The 17,582-nt window shown below is 70.5% G+C and carries 12 protein-coding genes and 2 rRNA genes (1 of these 14 running past the window's edge); 1 reads left to right on the top strand and 13 read right to left on the bottom strand.

The window, feature by feature from the left end; translation table 11 throughout:
• Positions 1–44 precede the first annotated feature (44 nt).
• From BJ981_RS28385 to BJ981_RS28335, 11 genes are all read right to left on the bottom strand, one after another.
• The gene (locus BJ981_RS28385; protein WP_239139547.1) at positions 45–824 is read right to left on the bottom strand and encodes a TIGR03936 family radical SAM-associated protein; all 780 of its coding nucleotides are present in this window, start codon (positions 822–824) and stop codon (positions 45–47) included.
• A gap of 205 nt (positions 825–1,029) precedes the next feature.
• Complete coding sequence (locus BJ981_RS28380) at positions 1,030–2,952, bottom strand: TIGR03960 family B12-binding radical SAM protein (protein WP_184616506.1); 1,923 nt, start codon at positions 2,950–2,952, stop codon at positions 1,030–1,032.
• A gap of 55 nt (positions 2,953–3,007) precedes the next feature.
• Positions 3,008–4,135, bottom strand: coding sequence for a rod shape-determining protein RodA (gene rodA / locus BJ981_RS28375; protein WP_184617621.1), 1,128 nt, complete (start codon positions 4,133–4,135; stop codon positions 3,008–3,010).
• Between the two features lie 32 nt (positions 4,136–4,167).
• Positions 4,168–6,216: a penicillin-binding protein 2 gene (mrdA, locus tag BJ981_RS28370; protein ID WP_184616505.1), complete on the bottom strand. Its 2,049-nt coding sequence runs from the start codon at positions 6,214–6,216 to the stop codon at positions 4,168–4,170.
• Positions 6,213–6,743, bottom strand: coding sequence for a rod shape-determining protein MreD (gene mreD / locus BJ981_RS28365; RefSeq protein WP_239139545.1), 531 nt, complete (start codon positions 6,741–6,743; stop codon positions 6,213–6,215). Before mreD ends, mrdA begins: the two co-directional genes overlap by 4 nt.
• Before the next feature lie 4 nt (positions 6,744–6,747).
• Positions 6,748–8,007 (bottom strand): rod shape-determining protein MreC, encoded by a 1,260-nt coding sequence (gene mreC, locus BJ981_RS39455; RefSeq protein ID WP_184616503.1) that lies wholly within the window; start codon positions 8,005–8,007, stop codon positions 6,748–6,750.
• A 25-nt stretch (positions 8,008–8,032) separates the two neighbouring features.
• Positions 8,033–9,064: a rod shape-determining protein gene (locus tag BJ981_RS28355; RefSeq protein ID WP_184616502.1), complete on the bottom strand. Its 1,032-nt coding sequence runs from the start codon at positions 9,062–9,064 to the stop codon at positions 8,033–8,035.
• A gap of 238 nt (positions 9,065–9,302) precedes the next feature.
• Positions 9,303–9,728: a nucleoside-diphosphate kinase gene (gene ndk, locus BJ981_RS28350; protein ID WP_184616501.1), complete on the bottom strand. Its 426-nt coding sequence runs from the start codon at positions 9,726–9,728 to the stop codon at positions 9,303–9,305.
• A 56-nt stretch (positions 9,729–9,784) separates the two neighbouring features.
• Positions 9,785–11,500, bottom strand: a complete 1,716-nt coding sequence (locus BJ981_RS28345; RefSeq protein WP_184616500.1) for a hypothetical protein — start codon at positions 11,498–11,500, stop codon at positions 9,785–9,787.
• Between the two features lie 17 nt (positions 11,501–11,517).
• Positions 11,518–11,886, bottom strand: a complete 369-nt coding sequence (locus BJ981_RS28340) for a DUF4233 domain-containing protein (protein WP_184616499.1) — start codon at positions 11,884–11,886, stop codon at positions 11,518–11,520.
• A 310-nt stretch (positions 11,887–12,196) separates the two neighbouring features.
• Entirely contained in the window at positions 12,197–13,519 is a 1,323-nt protein-coding gene (locus BJ981_RS28335; protein ID WP_184616498.1) for a bifunctional folylpolyglutamate synthase/dihydrofolate synthase, read from the bottom strand.
• Between the two features lie 93 nt (positions 13,520–13,612).
• Between BJ981_RS28335 and BJ981_RS28330 the strand changes: the two genes are divergently transcribed.
• On the top strand, positions 13,613–15,136 hold the full coding sequence (locus BJ981_RS28330; RefSeq protein ID WP_184616497.1) for a folylpolyglutamate synthase/dihydrofolate synthase family protein: 1,524 nt from the start codon (positions 13,613–13,615) through the stop codon (positions 15,134–15,136).
• 627 nt (positions 15,137–15,763) lie between these two features.
• On the opposite strand, the gene rrf is transcribed toward BJ981_RS28330, so the two are convergent.
• A 5S ribosomal RNA gene (gene rrf, locus BJ981_RS28325) occupies positions 15,764–15,880 on the bottom strand.
• A gap of 148 nt (positions 15,881–16,028) precedes the next feature.
• A 23S ribosomal RNA gene (locus tag BJ981_RS28320) occupies positions 16,029–17,582 on the bottom strand; it runs 1,583 nt beyond the window's last position.

Below are 17,582 nucleotides of genomic sequence, written 5' to 3'. Positions count from 1 at the left end.
TCGTCTCTCGCTGTGCGCCAGGCCGCGGGGCCCGGCGCCAAGTCCTATCGGTGGTCTTCGACATGCCGCACGGCCGGTCCCGGCTCGCCGCCGCGAGCGTCGCGGTCCGGGTCGAGCGGGTCGGCCATTGCACCGGTGCGCGCCTCCAGCGGACCCTGCGCCAGCCTGGTCACCAGTGGTGGTGACGGCGGCGCGAAGGCGGCCACGAGACGCAGCCCCGTGAGCACGTCGTCGGGTCGAACGGCGGGCGTAACGTGCCGAACAACCATACGAAGTATCGCACATGGCGGGCCGGGCTCCCGGTCCGCCGTTTCACCCGTTCCCTGGCGAGCCGCCTGAGCCGCGGCGTCCTCGGCCGTCAGCGAGACGACCGCCTCGCGCGCGTCGAAACGGCGCGGGCCCTTCTTGGTCAGGCGTTCGACCTCGACGCGGTCCGCCGCCATGAACCGCGCGGCGGCCTCGGCGGCCTCGGCCGCCTCGGTCCCGGGAAGGCGGGCCTCCCAGATCGAACCCTGCAGCCGCTCGGCCAGGCTTCCGCCGGCCGACTCCACGACGTCCAGCACGTCAAGGCCGGGCGGCAGTGAGGCGTCGAGCTCGCCGCGCAACCGGTCCGGCGCGCAGGTCGTGACGACGCCGATCTCCAGATATTCGGCTTCGCTGGCCACCCCGGTGGGGGCTGCGCCGGCGTATGAGATCTTCGGATGGGGGGTGAATCCCGCGCTGAAGCCGACGGGGATGCCGGCCCTGCGCACCGCGCGCTCGATGGCGCGCGTGACGTCTCGGTGGCTGGTGAACCGCAGGCGGCCACGCTTGGCGTAACGCACCCGAAGGCGTTGCACCACCGGCGCGGGCGGGGGCCCATCAGGAACGGGGTTCTTCAGCTAAGTGATCCTTTCCTGTGTCGCTGCCGTGGCCGTCGTCCCAGGATATGAGCCTGGTGGCCCTCCCTGTCCCGGCCCGGGGGCCGGGGTGGCGCGACGGCCTACAGGGTGCAACGGTTACGGGCGGTGTTTGCTTCCGTTCGGCGGGTCAGACGACCGTCAGCGGGAGCAGCTTTCTCCCCGTCGGGCCGATCTGGATCTCGGTGCCCATGGTGGGACAGACCCCGCAGTCGTAGCAGGGAGTCCACCGGCAGTCCTCGACCTCGGCGCCGCCGACGGCCTCCTGCCAGTCCTGCCAGAGCCACTCGCGGTCGAGGCCGGCGTCCAGGTGGTCCCACGGGAGGACCTCGACCTCCTCGCGCTCGCGGGTGGTGTACCAGCCGACGTCCACGGGCTGCCCGGCGAACGCCCGCTCGGCGCAGGACATCCACCGGTCGTAGGAGAAGTGCTCGCTCCAGCCGTCGAACCGGCCGCCGTCCTCCCAGACGGCCCGCACGACCGCGCCGACCCGCCGGTCGCCCCGCGACAGCAGGCCCTCGACGATCGAGGGCTGGCCGTCGTGGTAGCGGAAGCCGATGGCCCTGCCGTACTCCTTGTCGGAGCGCAGGGCGTCCCTGAGCTTGCGCAGCCGGGCGTCGACGGTCTCGTGGTCGCACTGGGCGGCCCATTGGAACGGGGTGTGCGGCTTCGGCACGAACCCGCCGATGGAGACCGTGCAGCGGATGTCGCGCGTGCCGGTGGCCTCGCGACCGGCCTTGATGACCTTCTTGGCCAGGTCGGCGATGCCGAGGACGTCCTCGTCGGTCTCGGTGGGCAGGCCGCACATGAAGTACAGCTTGACCTGACGCCAGCCCTGGCCGTAGGCGGCGGTGACGGTGCGGATCAGGTCTTCCTCGGTGACCATCTTGTTGATCACCTTGCGCATGCGCTCGGACCCGCCCTCGGGCGCGAAGGTCAGGCCGGACCTGCGGCCGTTGCGCGAGAACTCGTTGGCCAGGTCGATGTTGAAGGCGTCGACGCGGGTGGACGGCAGCGAGAGGCCGACGTCGCTCCCCTCGTAGCGGTCGGCCAGGCCCTTGGCGACGTCGGCGATCTCGGAGTGGTCGGCGCTGGACAGCGACAGCAGGCCGACCTCGTTGAAGCCGGACTCCTTCAGCCCGACCTCGACCATGTCGCCGATCGTCGTGATCGACCGCTCGCGCACCGGGCGGGTGATCATGCCGGCCTGGCAGAACCGGCAGCCGCGCGTGCACCCGCGGAAGATCTCGACGCTGAAGCGCTCGTGGACCGTCTCGGCCAGCGGGACCAGCGGCTTCTTGGGGTAGGGCCACTCGTCGAGATCCATCACCGTGTGCTTCTGCACCCGCCACGGCACGCCCGAGCGGTTCGGCGCGACGCGCTTGATGCGGCCGTCCGCGTGGTACTCGACGTCGTAGAACTTCGGCACGTAGACGCCGCCGGTGGAGGCGAGGCGCAGGAGCAGCTCGTCGCGCCCGCCGGGGCGGCCCTCGTCCTTCCACTCGCGGACGACCTCGGAGATGGCGATGCAGATCTGCTCGCCGTCGCCGAGCACGGCGGCGTCCAGGAAGTCGGCGATGGGCTCGGGGTTGAACGCGGCGTGCCCGCCCGCCAGGACGACCGGATCGTCCTCACCGCGGTCGGCGGCGACCAGCGGGATGCCGGCCAGGTCGAGCGCGGTCAGCAGGTTGGTGTAGCCGAGCTCGGTGGAGAAGGACACGCCGAGCACGTCGAAGGCGCGCACCGGCCGGTGGCCGTCGACCGTGAACTGCGGCACCCCGTGCTCGCGCATGAGGGCCTCGAGATCGGGCCAGACGGCGTAGGTGCGCTCGGCGAGGGTGCCGGGGAGCTCGTTGAGGATCTCGTAGAGGATCTGGACGCCCTGGTTGGGCAGGCCCACCTCGTAGGCGTCGGGGTACATGAGCGCCCAGCGGACGCTCGCCTCGTCCCAGTCCTTGACGGTCGAATTCAGCTCACCCCCTACGTACTGGATCGGCTTCTGCACCCTGGGCAGAAGCGGTTCCAGACGGGGAAACAGCGACTCGACAGACATGACACCAAGGGTAGTTCCTGTGCGCCACGCCTCGCGCCAGCGCGTCCCAGGGTGGTCAGAACGCCCGCTCGCGGATGTGGACGGCCTGCAGCAGGCCCAGGGCGATCATGTTGGCGAACGTCGCCGTCCCGCCGTAGGACACGAACGGCAGCGGGACGCCGGTGATCGGCATGATGCCGATCGTCATGCCCACGTTGACGAAGGTCTGGAAGGCGAACCAGCAGACGATCCCGCCCACGACCAGCGCCCCGAAGCGGTCCTCGCACTGCCGGGCGATGCGCAGCCCCCGCAGGAGGATCACGCCCAGCAGCGCGACGACGGCGACCGAGCCGAGGAACCCGAACTCCTCCCCCACGACGGTGAAGATGAAATCGGTGTGCTGCTCGGGGACGAACCTGCCGGTGGTCTGCCCGCCGTGGAACAGGCCCTTGCCGAACAGCTCGCCCGAGCCGATGGCGATCAGCGACTGGGTGCTGTTGTACCCGGCGCCGCGCGGGTCGTTGGCGGGGTCGATGAACGCGGTGAACCGGGCGATCTGATACGGCTTGAGCAGGCCGAACAGCCACACGGCCGCGGCGCCCGCCCCCGCCACCGCGGCCAGCGCCACGATGTAGCGCTTGCGCAGGCCCGCGAAGATCAGGGACGCGGCGGTGATCACGGCGAGCACCATCGTGGTGCCGAAGTCGGGCTGGAGCATGACCAGCCCCATGGCGATCGCGGCGGCGGCCATGGCGAGCAGCAGGTCCAGCGGGCGCGGCCGGTCGGTGCCGGGCGCGGGCTCGGCCAGCAGCGCGCACAGCATGAGGATCAGCGCGGGCTTGGCCAGCTCCGACGGCTGGACGGCGAACCCGCCGCCGAGCAGGATCCACGAGTGCGACCCGTTGATCGTGGACCCCAGCGGGGTGATCACCGCGAGCAGCCCGAGCAGCGCCACCCCGTACACCGCCGGGGCGTAGATGCGCAGCGTCCGCTGGTCGGCCAGGGCCGCGATGCCGCACAGCACCCAGCCGATGACCAGGTTGAGCACGTGCTTCATGACCATGCCCGTCGGCGCGCCCGCCGCCCAGGTACGGGTGGAGGACCACACCAGCAGCGTGCCGATGACCGACAGCGCCATCGCCGCGACCAGCAGCACGCCGTCGGCCCGCCACACCGCCGACTGCGCGCCGACGGCCCTGCGCATCAGGGAGCGGTTCCGCGGGACCAGGGCCTGGTTCACTCCGCCACCGTCCCGTCGCTCCTGATCTTCGGCAGGCGCGCGACCGGCTTGCCGCCGGGCAGGGCCGGCGGGCCCTTGATGCCGTAGATGGCCTCCCAGATCTCGCGCGCCGCCGGGGCCGCGGCCATGGCGCCCTGGCCGCCCTGCGACACCGTGACGACGACCACCAGGCGCGGATCGGCGGCGGGCGCGAAGGAGGCGAACCAGGAGGTGTCCTCCTTGCCGTACACCTCCGCCGTGCCGGTCTTGCCGCCGATCTTCACCACGTCCATCGGGAAGCCGCCGAACGCGCCCGCCGCCGTGCCGTCCGAGGTCACCTCGCTCAGCGCTTTGCGGATGTAGTCACGGGTGCCCTTGTCGACCGGAAGCCGTCCCGTCACCGGGGCCTTGATCTCCTCGACGTGGCTGCCGTCCGGCCGCACGATCGCCTTGGCGATGCGCGGGCTGCGCAGCTTGCCGTCCCCGACCAGGGCGGCGTAGGCGGCGGCCAGCTGCAGCGGCGTCACCAGTACGTCCCCCTGCCCGATGGAGAGGTTGGCGGCCTCGGCGGCCTTCCACTGCATGCCCTCCACGCAGTTCTCGTGGGCGAGCCTCTTGAGGTAGGCCGCCCGGCCGGGGTTCTTCTTCTCCACCTCGGGATAGCCGGTCTTGGCGCGCTGGCAGCTCAGGTGGTGGGTGGCGTCCCACATCTGCTTCTTCCAGGCCCGGCCCGGGATGCGCCCGGGCACCTCGCCGGGAAGGTCGATGCCGGTCCTCCTGCCGAACCCGAACGCCTTGGCGGTGTTGGTCATCGGCTCCTTGGGGCGGCGGACGGGGGTGAGGCCGCCGTCCCGCTGCCACATCTCGTAGGCCGCCTTGTAGAAGATCGTGTCGCAGGACTTCACCAGGGCCGTGTGAAGATCGAGCACGCCGAGGGGGATGCCGTGGAAGTTGTGGAACGCCGTGCCCGCGACGTCGAACACCCCCGGGCAGTCGTACTTGCCGTGCAAGGGGTAGCCGTCCCTGACCATCGCCGACACCGAGGAGACCTTGAACGTCGAGCCGGGCGCGTACTGGCCGTGGGTCGCGCGGGAGATCAGCGGCAGGCCCGCCTTCTCCGACAGCAGGTGCTGGTAGTCCTTCTCGGAGATGCCGCCCGCCCAGACCGAGGGATCGTAGGTCGGCATGCTGCCGATCGCGACCACCCCGCCGGTCCGCACGTCCAGCACCACCGCGGCGGCGCCGTCCGCGCTCGGCGCGCTCTTCATGGCCTTGGCCAGCGCCGCGTCCACGGCCTTCTGCACGTTGACGTCCATGTTCGTGATCAGCACGTCGCCGGGCACGGGCGAGGTCTGCCGCTCGACGCCGAGCACCTTGCCCATGCGGTCGACCTGGACCCGGCGCAGGCCGGACTGGCCGCGCAACGCCTCGTCGTAGACGTACTCCAGGCCGTCCCTGCCGACCAGGTCGACGCCGGAGAAGTTCGCCTTGAGCTTGGAGCGCTTCTTCAGCTCCTCCTCGGTGACCGGCTGCAGGTAGCCGAGCGTCTGGGACGCGCCCGTCCCGAGGGGATAGTCGCGGACGGCCTGCACCTCGGCGACGACCCCTGGGAAGTCCTCCTGGCGCTCCAGGATCTGCAGGGCCTGCCGGGTGGAGACGTCGTCGTCGATGGGGATCTGCGAGTAGAGGGAGCCGGGCCAGCACGGACGGTGCACCTTCGGCCCGCACGGGCGGATGCGCTGGCGCAGCTCCTTCAGCGGACGGCCCAGCACCGCCCCGAGGCGTTTCAGCACCGCGGCGCCGCCGTCTCGCATGCGCTCGAACTCGGCGCGGTCCACCGAGACCACCAGCGAGGCGCGGTTGCGCACCAAGGGACGCCCCGAGGCGTCCAGGATCTGCCCGCGCACGGCCGGGACGATGACGTCGCGGGTGCGGGTCTCGGTCGCCGCGACCACGAACTGCGACCCGTGCACGACCTGCACCTGCCACAGCCGCACGGTCAGCACCGCCAGCAGCGTCAGGACCAGGAACTGCAGCACGACCAGCCGGGCGCGGACACGGGTCACACGTGCCTCCGAACCGGGTAGGCCCCCGTGGGGACGGCCTCGCGCCGGTGGCGGCGCGCGGAGAACCGCGAGACCCCCCAGAACACCGCCGCCGCGACCGCCAGGTTGTACATGACCAGGACCGGCCACACGCGCGGCAGCGTGTGCCAGTCGGCCCGCGGGTCGCCGAGCAGCCCGCCGACCCCGGCCGCCAGGAGCGGCGCGACCATGACCGCGACGATCACCGTGACCGCCGACGCCCCCGGCGCCCGCTCGGCGGCACGCCCCACCGCGTAGCCCACCAGGCAGAACACCAGCGCGTACTGGCCCATGACGTGCGCCGAGGGCGGCAGCACGTCGGCGGCCAGGCCCATGGCGAAGCCCGCGGCGGCCCCGGGCACCGGCCCGCGTGCCAGGGCGAACATCACCACGCCGAGGAGCACCAGGTCAGGGGCTCCACCCCCGGGAAGGGGGAGGCGGTTCACGATGCTCACCTGCACGATCATGATGAGGCCGGCGAGCAGCACCGCCGTGATCGCTCGGAGCACTGTGTCACGTCCTCCCGCCCGCTCGGTCCCGCCCGTGCCCCGCACGGCCGTCATGTCCGTCACGCTTCTCGCGCGCGGGCCGGTGGGCCCGTGGCGCCCGGCGGGCCGGCGGGGCGTGCCGGGCGTGCGCGCCGCGCCGCCTCGCCTCGCCGTCCTCCTCGCGCCGTGGTCGCTCGCCGGGGTCCTCCCGCCGCTCGCCGCGCCGCTCTTCCCGCCTCTCCTCGCGGCGCTCCTCCTGCCGCCCGTCCCGTCGTTCGTCCCGGGGCTCACCCCGGCGCTCCTCCCGGCGGTCCTCGCGCGTCGTCGCGGACGGCGAGGGCGCGGGGGCCGGCGCCGAGGGGGGCGGCGCGGCGGGAGGAGCGGGCGCGCGGGCCTGCTTCTTGGGCGGCGGAGGCGCGGGCGGGAGCATGGCGTCCCGTGGATCGCGGCGCGGCGCCTTCACGACCACCCCGACCACGTCCAGCGCCGCGAAGTCGACGAACGGCCTGGCGTAGGCCACCCGGGTCAGCTCGCCCGGCGTCGGCTCCACGCGTTCGATCACCCCCACCGGCAGGCCCGGCGCGTACGGCACGCCGTTCTCCGACCCGAAGCTCACGATGCGGCGCCCCGCCGACAGCGACGCCGCCGAGTCCAGCAACCGGAAGCGGATCAGACGGCTCTCCGCGGCCGGGCCGAGGCCCGTCACCACGCCCACCTGGTTGCCGCCCTCCATGCGCGCCCCCGCCGTCGAGGCCGGATCGGTCAGCAGGACCACCGTGGAGGTGCCGGGCCCGGTGTGGGCGATCCGCCCCACCAGGCCGTCCCCGTTCAGCACGGTCATGTCCGGCCGCACGCCGTCGCCCGACCCCGCGTCGATCTCGACCGCCTCCTCGAACCCCGGGACGCCGCGCCTCGCGATCACCTGGGCCGCGACCACGCGGTACCCGCCGAGGCCCGACAGCCCGAGCATGCGCGTGAGCTGCTCGGACCGCTGCCGGTCGAGCGTGCGCGCGGTCAGCTCGCGCCGCAGGCGGGAGTTCTCCGCGCGCACCGCCGCGATCTGCCGCTTGTACTCGCCGGCGGAGGCGTAGGTGTCGACGAGGTCGCCCATCGGCCCCACCACGTTCGTCCCGGCACGCTCGGCCACGCCGAACAGCGATGACGCCAGCGAGCGCACCGGCTCGAACAGGGAGTCGTCGCGCTGGCGGTGGTCGACGGTGATCAGGACGAGCGCCGCGGCCAGCAGCAGGCCAAGGATCAACCGCGCACGGCGCGTATCCCTCATCGGTCTCTCGGCTCCATCGATGTGGTCAGTGTCTCGGTTCGGGCACCAGGACCTGTTGCAGGACCTCGAACTCCTCGACGCACTTGCCCGAGCCGAGCGCCACCGAGTCCAGGGCGTTCTCCACGAGATGGATCGGCATGCCGGTCTCGTCGCGCAGACGGTCGTCCATGCCCTTCAGCAGCGCCCCGCCGCCGGTGAGGGCCACACCCCGGTCCATCAGGTCGCCGGACAGCTCGGGCGGGCACTTGTCCAGCGTCGACTTCACCGCGTCGATGATGGACTTCAGCGGCTCCTCGGTCGCCTTGCGGATCTCGTCCGCCGACACCACGATCGTCTTCGGCAGGCCGGTGACCAGGTCACGGCCGCGGATCTCGGCGTGACAGTCGTCCCCCATCGGGCAGGCGGAGCCGATCGCGATCTTGATCTCCTCGGCGGTGCGCTCCCCGAGCATCAGGGAGTACTCCTTCTTGGCGAACGCGATGATGGCCTGGTCCAGCTCGTCGCCGCCCACGCGGATCGACTGGCTGGTCACGATGCCGCCCATGGAGATGATCGCGACCTCGGTGGTGCCGCCGCCGATGTCGACCACCATGTTGCCGGTCGGCTCGTGGACGGGCAGCCGCGCGCCGATCGCGGCGGCCATCGGCTCCTCGATGATGTACACCCGGCGCGCCCCGGCCTGGTAGCCGGCCTCCTTGACGGCCCGCTGCTCGACGCCGGTGATCCCGCTCGGGACGGCGACGATGATGCGCGGCTTGGCGAAGTGCCGCCGTTTGTGCACGCGCTGGATGAAATAGCGGAGCATGCGCTCCGTGACGTCGAAGTCGGCGATCACGCCGTCCTTCAGCGGGCGTATCGCCACGATGTTCCCGGGCGTCCGGCCAATCATCCTCTTGGCCTCGATGCCCACTGCCACGATCTTGCCGGTGGTCGTGTTGATCGCCACCACCGACGGCTCGTTGAGCACGATGCCGCGCCCCCGCACGTACACCAACGTGTTGGCGGTGCCGAGGTCGACGGCCATGTCACGGCCGAGGAATGCCAGCTTGCTGCCCATGGGGAAGGAAACCTTCCTACAGGTCGTTCGCGAGAGATTACGATTCGCATTCGAATCGTAACGGAACGTACCCACTCGCGCGGGCAACGAGCCGCCCCGCCGGGGAAAATCTTGTCGCACTCACCTGATCACACGGCGGGGACCTGCGGAAACACCCTCCAACGAACGGGCCCCGGCGCGCCGTGCGCGCCGGGGCCCGTCCCACCCGGCCCTCGCGGGAGCCGGGAACGTCCATCGCTCAGAAACGGTCGGGGAAGAAGAGCTTGACCTCGCGGGCGGCCGACTCCGGCGAGTCGGAGCCGTGCACGACGTTCTCGCCGATCTCCAGCGCGTGGTCGCCGCGGATCGTGCCCGGCGCCGACTTCACCGGGTCGGTGGCGCCGGCCAGCGAGCGGAACGCCTCGATCGCGCGCGGCCCCTCCAGCACCAGGGCCACCAGCGGCCCGGAGGTGATGAACTCGACGAGCTCGCCGAAGAAGGGCTTCTCCGCGTGCTCGGCGTAGTGCGCCTTGGCCGTCTCCACGTCGAGCGTGCGAAGTTCCAAGGCCACGACCTTGAGGCCCTTGCGCTCCACGCGGGCGATCACGTCACCGATGAGGCCGCGGCGGACACCGTCGGGCTTGATCAGGACAAGCGTGCGCTCGGACACGGGAATCTCCTTCATTGTCAACGCCAGGCGCCACGCGAGACGGCCGGCGAGAGGGGAAGCGTGTGCGCAGCTTACCGGCCCGCGGACCCCTCGCCGTCCCCTTCCCGGCCGTCCTCGCCGCCGCCCGCCTCGGGGGACCGGGTGGGCGCGGGCACCACCGGGATCATCGACGTCTCCGGGCCGCCGCCGGCGTCCTCCTCGCCCGCCGCCCGGCCCGCCTCCTCCGGGCCCGCGGACCCGCCGGCCGCGCCGGTCGCCGCGTCGGTCGCCGCGCCGGCCGCCGCCCGGTCGTGACCGCCCTCGTCCGCGCCGTCCTCCATTCCCCGCGGCGGGACGTCGGTCACGGCGTCGGCCGGGACGTCCCCCAGGGCCCGATCGGCCGAGCGGGTCGCCAGCACCGCCCCCAGTACCAGGATGACGACCACGGCGAACCCGGCGACCAGCGCCCAGACGTGCAGCGCCTCGACGAACCCGTCGGCCATCGCCTGCGAGGTGACCTCACCCGACGTGCTGAGCGCATGCAATCGTTCCACTTGGATACCCGTTCCGAGCAGGAAGCCGCTGAGAACGGCCGGCAGGCAGAGGGACAGGGCGGACAACGCCGTGGACAAGGGCACCGCGCGGACGGCCGACGCGACCGCCACCGCCGCGCCGCCCGCGAGCAGCACGAACGGCACGAGCAGCGGCATGCCCGAAGGCGCCGGCACCAGCAGCCGGATCGCGCACAGCCCGGCCACCATGGCCACCAGCCCTCCGGCGGCGAGCTTGGACGCCGGAACCTCACCGAACCGGCCCGCGACCCGCGGGACGAAGCAGGTGGCCAGCACGAGCAGCACGGCCAGCCCGAACGGCGCCCACAGGCCCGACAGCCCCGGCCCGCCGAGGCCGCCCAGCTCCACGTAGGTGACCTGCGCGGCCGTCGGCAGCACCACCAGGCCGACGGCGACCATCACGAACGCGAGCGCCCGCCCTGCCGGCCCTCCGGCCCGCCCCGCGCACGCCGGCGTCAGCAGCACCGCCACCGCCACCGCGGCGGCCACGACGATCGACCACGGCGGCCACCCGAACGTGGTGCCGAGAGCGAGCAGCGCGACGCCGGCGGAAGGGCCCAGCGTGAACAGCACCCGCACCGACCGACCGTCCTCCGCGGTCCGGGCGTCCTCTCCGGTGAGACGGCTGATCGCGAAGTAGGCCGCGGCCAGCGCGAGCGCCACCCCCGTCAGCATCGGGTACGGCTGCAGCGTGACCCGCCACGACGTCACCTGGTCCAGCGGCCACAGCGCCAGCGCCTGAGCGGTCAGTAGGGCCCCCGCCAGGGCCGCCGCCCAGACGGAGACCAGCACCCCGCGCGAGGAGGCGGACCGTCCCCGGCAGGCGGCGAGAGTGGCGGGGACGAGCATGCCCGCGGCCGCGCCGTGCAGGGCCCTGAGGACCCCGACCGCCACGGCCGAGCCGGCGTAGCCTCCGGCCACGTCGGCCACGCCCAGCAGCACCAGTCCCGCGAGCAGGACGGGGGCGGGTGAGAACCGCCCGAGCGCCGCGGCGGTGAGCGGCACCACGCAGAGCATCACCGGCAGGGCGAGCCCGTGGGCGCGCAGGACGCCGACCCCGGCGATGTCCGGAGGCAGCAGGGCGGAGACCACCGAGATGGTGTTCGGGACGGCCACCATCGCCAGCGGAAGGGCGACGGCGGTCAGCAGCCCGACGATCACGTCGAGCACGAGCGGTATGCGATTGACCCGGCCGAGAGCCGTGAGGCCCGTGGCCTGGATTGGGGGGACGGCCATACCGGCCGACTTTAGCGTTAAGTCACGCCCTCGACACGCCGAGCGACGAATATCGCCGTGATCCACAGCGCGGCGAACACCACGCCGAGGAAGAACATGATCGGGACGAGGAACCCGGTCGCGATGGCCAGGACCTGCACCACGCTGCCCGCGATGTAGGCGAAGGGCCGCTTCAGCATGCCCGCCACCACGACGCACGCCACCGCGAGCCCCAGCCCGACCGTCACGGCCACCCCTGGCGACACCTTGTTGATCACGATCGCCACCGGCGTCACCAGCCCGAGGACGATCGCCTCCATCCCCAACACGCTCGCCCCGAGCCGCCGCATCCCAGGCGTGACCTTGAACCGCCCGCCCCCACCGGCAACCGTCTTCTCCCCTGACATGCTGGACTCCCCCGCCATCACCGACTCACCTTCCGCGGCCGTCCGCCCGCCCTCAGCACGCCGCAGCCCCTCCGAAGCCGCCGCGCCGTCACCAGATGACGGCTTCCGGGTCGCCGCCGAACCACCCCGGCGGGAGCCGGTCCACTCGAACTTCCCGGCTCACCCCCAGCGGAATAGCGCTCCTCCGCGACCGTCCGTCCGCGTTCAGCGGGTCGCGGCTTTCGGGAGGGTGCAGGGCCAGGGGCGAGATCGCCCGGGGCTTGTGAGGAGGTCACCCGCGCGCGCTCGGGGGCGTCCGGCTCTGGGGAGGTCATCGGGTCGCCTTCAGGAGGATGCGGGCGTCGCCCGCGGTCACGACGGAGCCGGTGATGAGTACGCCGGAGCCGAACTCGTCGCCCTGGTCGGCGAGCCCCATGGCCGTGTCGATGGCCCCGTCGAGCCGGTCGGCGCGGTGCACCCGCTCGGGGCCGAACATGCCCTCGGCGCGCTCGGCCAGCTCGGCCACGTCCATGGAGCGCGGGGACGAGTTGCGCGTCACCACGATCTCTTCGACGATCGGCTCCAGAAGCTCCAGGATCGTGTCCACGTCCTTGTCCCCCATGACCGCGACGACGGCGATGAGACGGGTGAACCCGAACGACTCGCTGACCGCCTCGACGCTCGCCTCCATGCCGCCCGGGTTGTGCGCGGCGTCCACCAGTACCGTCGGCCCGCGCCGTATGACCTCCAGCCGCCCGGGGCTGGAGACCTCCGCGAACGCCTGCCGCACCAGCTCCTCGTCGAGCGGATCATCGCCTGCGGTGAGAGCCTCCACGGCCGCGAGAGCCAAGGCCGCGTTGCCCGCCTGGTGCGCGCCGTACAGCGGAAGAAAGATGTCCTGGTAGACGCCCTTGAGGCCCTGCAGCCGGAGCATCTGGCCGCCCATGGCCAGCTCGCGGTGCAGCACGCCGAACTCCAGCCCCTCGCGCGCCACGGTGGCCCCGACCTCCGCCGCATGCCTGACCAGCACCTCGGCGGCGGCCAGCGGCTGCTGCGCCAGGACCGCCGTCGCGCCCGGCTTGATGATGCCCGCCTTCTCCCCGGCGATCGTCTCGACGTCCGGCCCCAGATACTCGGTGTGGTCGAGGGAGATCGGCGTGATCACGGCGACCGTGCCGTCCGCGATGTTCGTCGCGTCCCAGGTGCCGCCCATGCCGGTCTCGACGACCGCGAAGTCGACCGGAGCGTCCGCGAACGCCGCGAACGCCATCGCGGTGAGCACCTCGAAGAAGCTCACCCGGCCGAGCTTCCCGTCGATGATCTCCAGGTAAGGCTCGATCTCGCGGTAGACCTCGATGAAGCGATCCTCGGGGAGGGGGACGCCGTCCACGCAGATGCGCTCGCGCATCTCGGAGAACTCCGGGCTGGTGTACCGGCCGGTCCGCAGGTTCCGGGCGCGCAGCAGCGCGTCGACCATGCGGGCCGTGCTGGACTTGCCGTTGGTGCCGGCGATGTGGATGACCGGGTACATGCGCTCCGGATGCCCGAGGATGTCCGCCAGCCCGGCGATGCGGTCGAGCGTGGGATCGATGTCCCACTCGACTCCACGCTCGCGGATCGCGGCCTCGACGACTCGAATTTCCTGCCCTGCCATCACTCCGTCAGCTTATCGGCCTGCATCACCGCCCGGCCGACCGTCCCGCGGCCTGTGGAAACCGGGAACCGCGCCCGGCAATAGACTTGTGCGGTGAGCCCGGACGACGTCTTCTTCGCCGAATGGCGCGCCCGCGGCCAGGGAGAGCGCCGCAGCCTCGCCCGAGCCCGCCGGCTCCTGGACCTGCTCGGCGCCCCCACGGCGAGCGCCCCCGTCCTCACCGTCGTCGGCTCCAAGGGCAAGGGCACGACCGCCACCTACGCGTCCGCCTACCTCGCCGCCGCGGGCCTGAGGGTCGTCTCCGTCACCAGCCCGGCGCTGCGCGCCAACCGTGAACGCGTCAGAGTGAACGGCACCGCCATCTCGGATGCGTCGCTGAGCGCTCTGGCCGCCCGGATCTCCAAGGCCCTGGGGTCCATGCCGGACCGCCGCGAATCTCCCGGATACCTCTCCCCTGTCGGCCTTTTCACGATCGCGGGCATCCTGCACGCGCGAGACATCGAGGCCGACGTCATCGTGCTCGAAGCCGGCATGGGCGGAGCCTCCGACGAGGTCTCCCTGTTCCCCCCGCACACCGTGGCCATCACCGAGATCTTCGCCGAGCACGTCGGCGTCCTCGGCGACACCCCCGCCGAGATAGCCCGCGAAAAGGCCGCGGTGACATCCGCCCGCACCCAGGCCGTCCTCTCCCTCCCCCAACAGCCGGCCGTCCACCAAGCGATCACCACCGTGCTCCGCGACCGCACCACACGACCTGGAAAGACCACACGCCTCAGCACCGGCACAGCACTCCGACGCGACACCGAGCCGACCAACGACTCCACGGACACCGAAGCGAGCTCCCCCTCAAAGACCGAACCCATGGAGGTACCCGAGGCGGAAGCAGCGAAGGCGGCTGAGGTGGAAGCAGGGAGGGTGGATCTGGAGACGGTGGATCTGGAGACGGTGGATCTGGAGACGGTGGATCTGGAGACGGTGGATCTGGAGACGGTGGATCTGGAGACGGTCAGTGCCGAGGGCGGCACGCTGCCCCCTGATCTCCTTCCCCCCTCCTACGGCCGACGCAACGCCGTACTGGGCTGCGCCGCCGCCGCGCGCATGCTTTCCCTGCTGAACCTGCCCCTCCCGCCCCCGAAGACGCTGACGGACGTGCTCGCGTCCGTACGGCTCCCCGGCCGCCTGTCGTTCCACACCCTTCCCGAGAGCGGAACCAAGCTGTGCGTCGACTCGGCCATCAACCGAGCCGGCGTCGCCACGGCCCTCACGATGGCCCTACGGCACTGGCCCCGCGTGGACCATGTCCTCCTGTGCCTCCCCGACCACAAGGACATCGAAGGAGCCGTCACCGAACTCGCCGGCCTCCCGGTCACGTTCGTACGCCTGGCGCTCCCACACCTGCGCTTCACCGCCCCCCTCCCCGCGACCTGGACCGCCATCGACGAGTCTCAACTCACCCGCAGACTCCTCACCGAACTCGGCCCACATGTCCTAGCCATCGGCACGGTCTACTTCACAGGCAAAGTCCTGGACACCATCAACGCCCCCACCGAAACCCTCTTCACCCCTCCCCCCCAACCTCCCGCCCCATCACCGCAAGCCCCACCCCCACCGCCCTAACCCCCACAAGCCCAGACGCCAACACAACGCCGCCCCCCTCGCCCAGATCGGCCTCCCCGCCATCGCAAGAAGACCCCCGGCCCAACCTGCTCACCGTCGCAAGCAGACCCCCTGTCGGCCTCCTCACCGTCGCAAGTAGAGGCCCTGTGCTCCCGCAGTAGAGACCCTGTGCTCCCGCCGCCCTCCCGCGTGTCCTTCAATACGGCGCCGCGTCGGCGAGACGCAGGTCGGCGGAGCTCGGCGCCTGCAACGGCGGCCAGCCGGACCTCTTGCAGTACGCGGTGCGAGAAGACGCGCGTCAGCGCCTGGAAAACACAGCCCGAGCCGGAGGCGAGGCCCGTATCCCGGCGCAGTCCCGTGGTCGCTCTTTCTGAGTGAGGCCAGGCACTATCTCGACACGGCCCTGCCGCCATACGGCCCTGCCGCCATCCCGGCGTGCCGGCACGGCTTCGCACGTCCTAGCGGTCACTTGCGGGGCCCGTCTGTTGCCCTGCGCCGGCCCTAATGCCACCCACCGGGACGCGACAGACAGTGGGAACCGGGGAGAAATAAGTCCTGGAAATGCAGGAAGGGCCACCCTGGAAGCCCTGCGGCTCCTGGATGGCCCTTCCTGCTATTCGAAAAATTGTCCGGCGGTGTCCTACTCTCCCACACCGTCCCCGGTGCAGTACCATCGGCGCTGGAAAGCTTAACTTCCGGGTTCGGAATGTAACCGGGTGTTTCCCTTCCGCTAAAACCGCCGTAACCCCGTGAAACAACCAACCGAGCACACCACCCACCAACACACCCACCTCGCGATAGGACATTGGTATCGGTGTGGGTCTCAGGTTTGATGTCTCTGAGATCACACAGTGGACGCGAGCACCACCCGCGCAGCGGGTGTTGTTGCTTTGTGGTCAAGTCCTCGGCCTATTAGTACCGGTCAGCTCCACACCTTACGATGCTTCCACACCCGGCCTATCAACCCAGTCGTCACCTGGGAGCCTTACCCCCCTCACAGGGGTGGGAGACCTCATCTCAAGGCAGGCTTCCCGCTTAGATGCCTTCAGCGGTTATCCCTCCCGAACGTAGCCAACCAGCCATGCCCTTGGCAGAACAACTGGCACACCAGAGGTTCGTCCGTCCCGGTCCTCTCGTACTAGGGACAGCCCCCTTCAAGTCTCCTGCGCGCGCAGCGGATAGGGACCGAACTGTCTCGCGACGTTCTAAACCCAGCTCGCGTACCGCTTTAATGGGCGAACAGCCCAACCCTTGGGACCTACTCCAGCCCCAGGATGCGACGAGCCGACATCGAGGTGCCAAACCATCCCGTCGATATGGACTCTTGGGGAAGATCAGCCTGTTATCCCCGGGGTACCTTTTAGCCGTTGAGCGACGGCGCTTCCACAAGCCACCGCCGGATCACTAGTCCCAGCTTTCGCTCCTGCTCGACCCGTCGGTCTCACAGTCAAGCTCCCTTGTGCACTTACACTCGCCACCTGATTGCCAACCAGGCTGAGGGAACCTTTGGGCGCCTCCGTTACCCTTTAGGAGGCAACCGCCCCAGTTAAACTACCCACCAGACACTGTCCCCCACCCGGATCCACGGGCGCGGGTTAGACATCCAAAACGACCAGAGTGGTATTTCACCAATGACTCCACCCGAACTAGCGTCCGAGCTTCACCGTCTCCCACCTATCCTACACAAGCCGTCCCAAACACCAATGTCAAGCTGTAGTGAAGGTCCCGGGGTCTTTCCGTCCTGCTGCGCGTAACGAGCATCTTTACTCGTAGTGCAATTTCGCCGGGTCTGCGGTTGAGACAGCGGGGAAGTCGTTACGCCATTCGTGCAGGTCGGAACTTACCCGACAAGGAATTTCGCTACCTTAGGATGGTTATAGTTACCACCGCCGTTTACCGGCGCTTAAGTTCTCACCTTCGCCTGCGTTACCACAAGCTAAGCGGTCCCCTTAACGTTCCGGCACCGGGCAGGCGTCAGTCCGTATACATCGTCTTACGACTTCGCACGGACCTGTGTTTTTAGTAAACAGTCGCTTCCCCCTGGCCACTGCGACCCCCACCAGCTCCGGACGCACGGTCCATCACCAGCGAAGGCCCCCCTTCTCCCGAAGTTACGGGGGCAATTTGCCGAGTTCCTTAACCACAGTTCACCCGATCGCCTCGGTATTCTCTACCTGACCACCTGAGTCGGTTTAGGGTACGGGCCGCCGGCACACTCACTAGAGGCTTTTCTCGGCAGCATGGGATCACCCACTTCACCACAATCGGCTCGGCATCACATCTCAGGATAATAGAGCGCGGATTTGCCTACGCTCCTCCCTACATGCTTACCCCAGGAACAACCATCGCCTGGGATGGGCTACCCTCCTGCGTCACCCCATCGCTTACCTACTACCAGATCAGGCCAGGCGTTCACCCTCACCCGGCTCCCGAAGGAACCAGGGGG

This window comes from Sphaerisporangium krabiense, from assembly GCF_014200435.1.
Taxonomy (GTDB): Bacteria; Actinomycetota; Actinomycetes; order Streptosporangiales; family Streptosporangiaceae; genus Sphaerisporangium; species Sphaerisporangium krabiense.
Note: the sequence above shows the minus strand (reverse complement) of the source record. Positions and strands in the feature narration are given on the sequence as shown.

Bases quoted from the DNA above. Each gene is read 5' to 3' on its own strand.
- BJ981_RS28380 (WP_184616506.1), bottom strand. From the start codon at position 2,952: ATGTCTGTCGAGTCGCTGTTTCCCCGTCTGGAACCGCTTCTGCCCAGG.
- rodA (WP_184617621.1), bottom strand. From the start codon at position 4,135: ATGCGCAGGGCCGTCGGCGCGCAGTCGGCGGTGTGGCGGGCCGACGGC.
- mreC (WP_184616503.1), bottom strand. From the start codon at position 8,007: ATGAGGGATACGCGCCGTGCGCGGTTGATCCTTGGCCTGCTGCTGGCC.
- BJ981_RS28355 (WP_184616502.1), bottom strand. From the start codon at position 9,064: ATGGGCAGCAAGCTGGCATTCCTCGGCCGTGACATGGCCGTCGACCTC.
- ndk (WP_184616501.1), bottom strand. From the start codon at position 9,728: ATGAAGGAGATTCCCGTGTCCGAGCGCACGCTTGTCCTGATCAAGCCC.
- BJ981_RS28345 (WP_184616500.1), bottom strand. From the start codon at position 11,500: ATGGCCGTCCCCCCAATCCAGGCCACGGGCCTCACGGCTCTCGGCCGG.
- BJ981_RS28340 (WP_184616499.1), bottom strand. From the start codon at position 11,886: ATGTCAGGGGAGAAGACGGTTGCCGGTGGGGGCGGGCGGTTCAAGGTC.
- BJ981_RS28335 (WP_184616498.1), bottom strand. From the start codon at position 13,519: ATGGCAGGGCAGGAAATTCGAGTCGTCGAGGCCGCGATCCGCGAGCGT.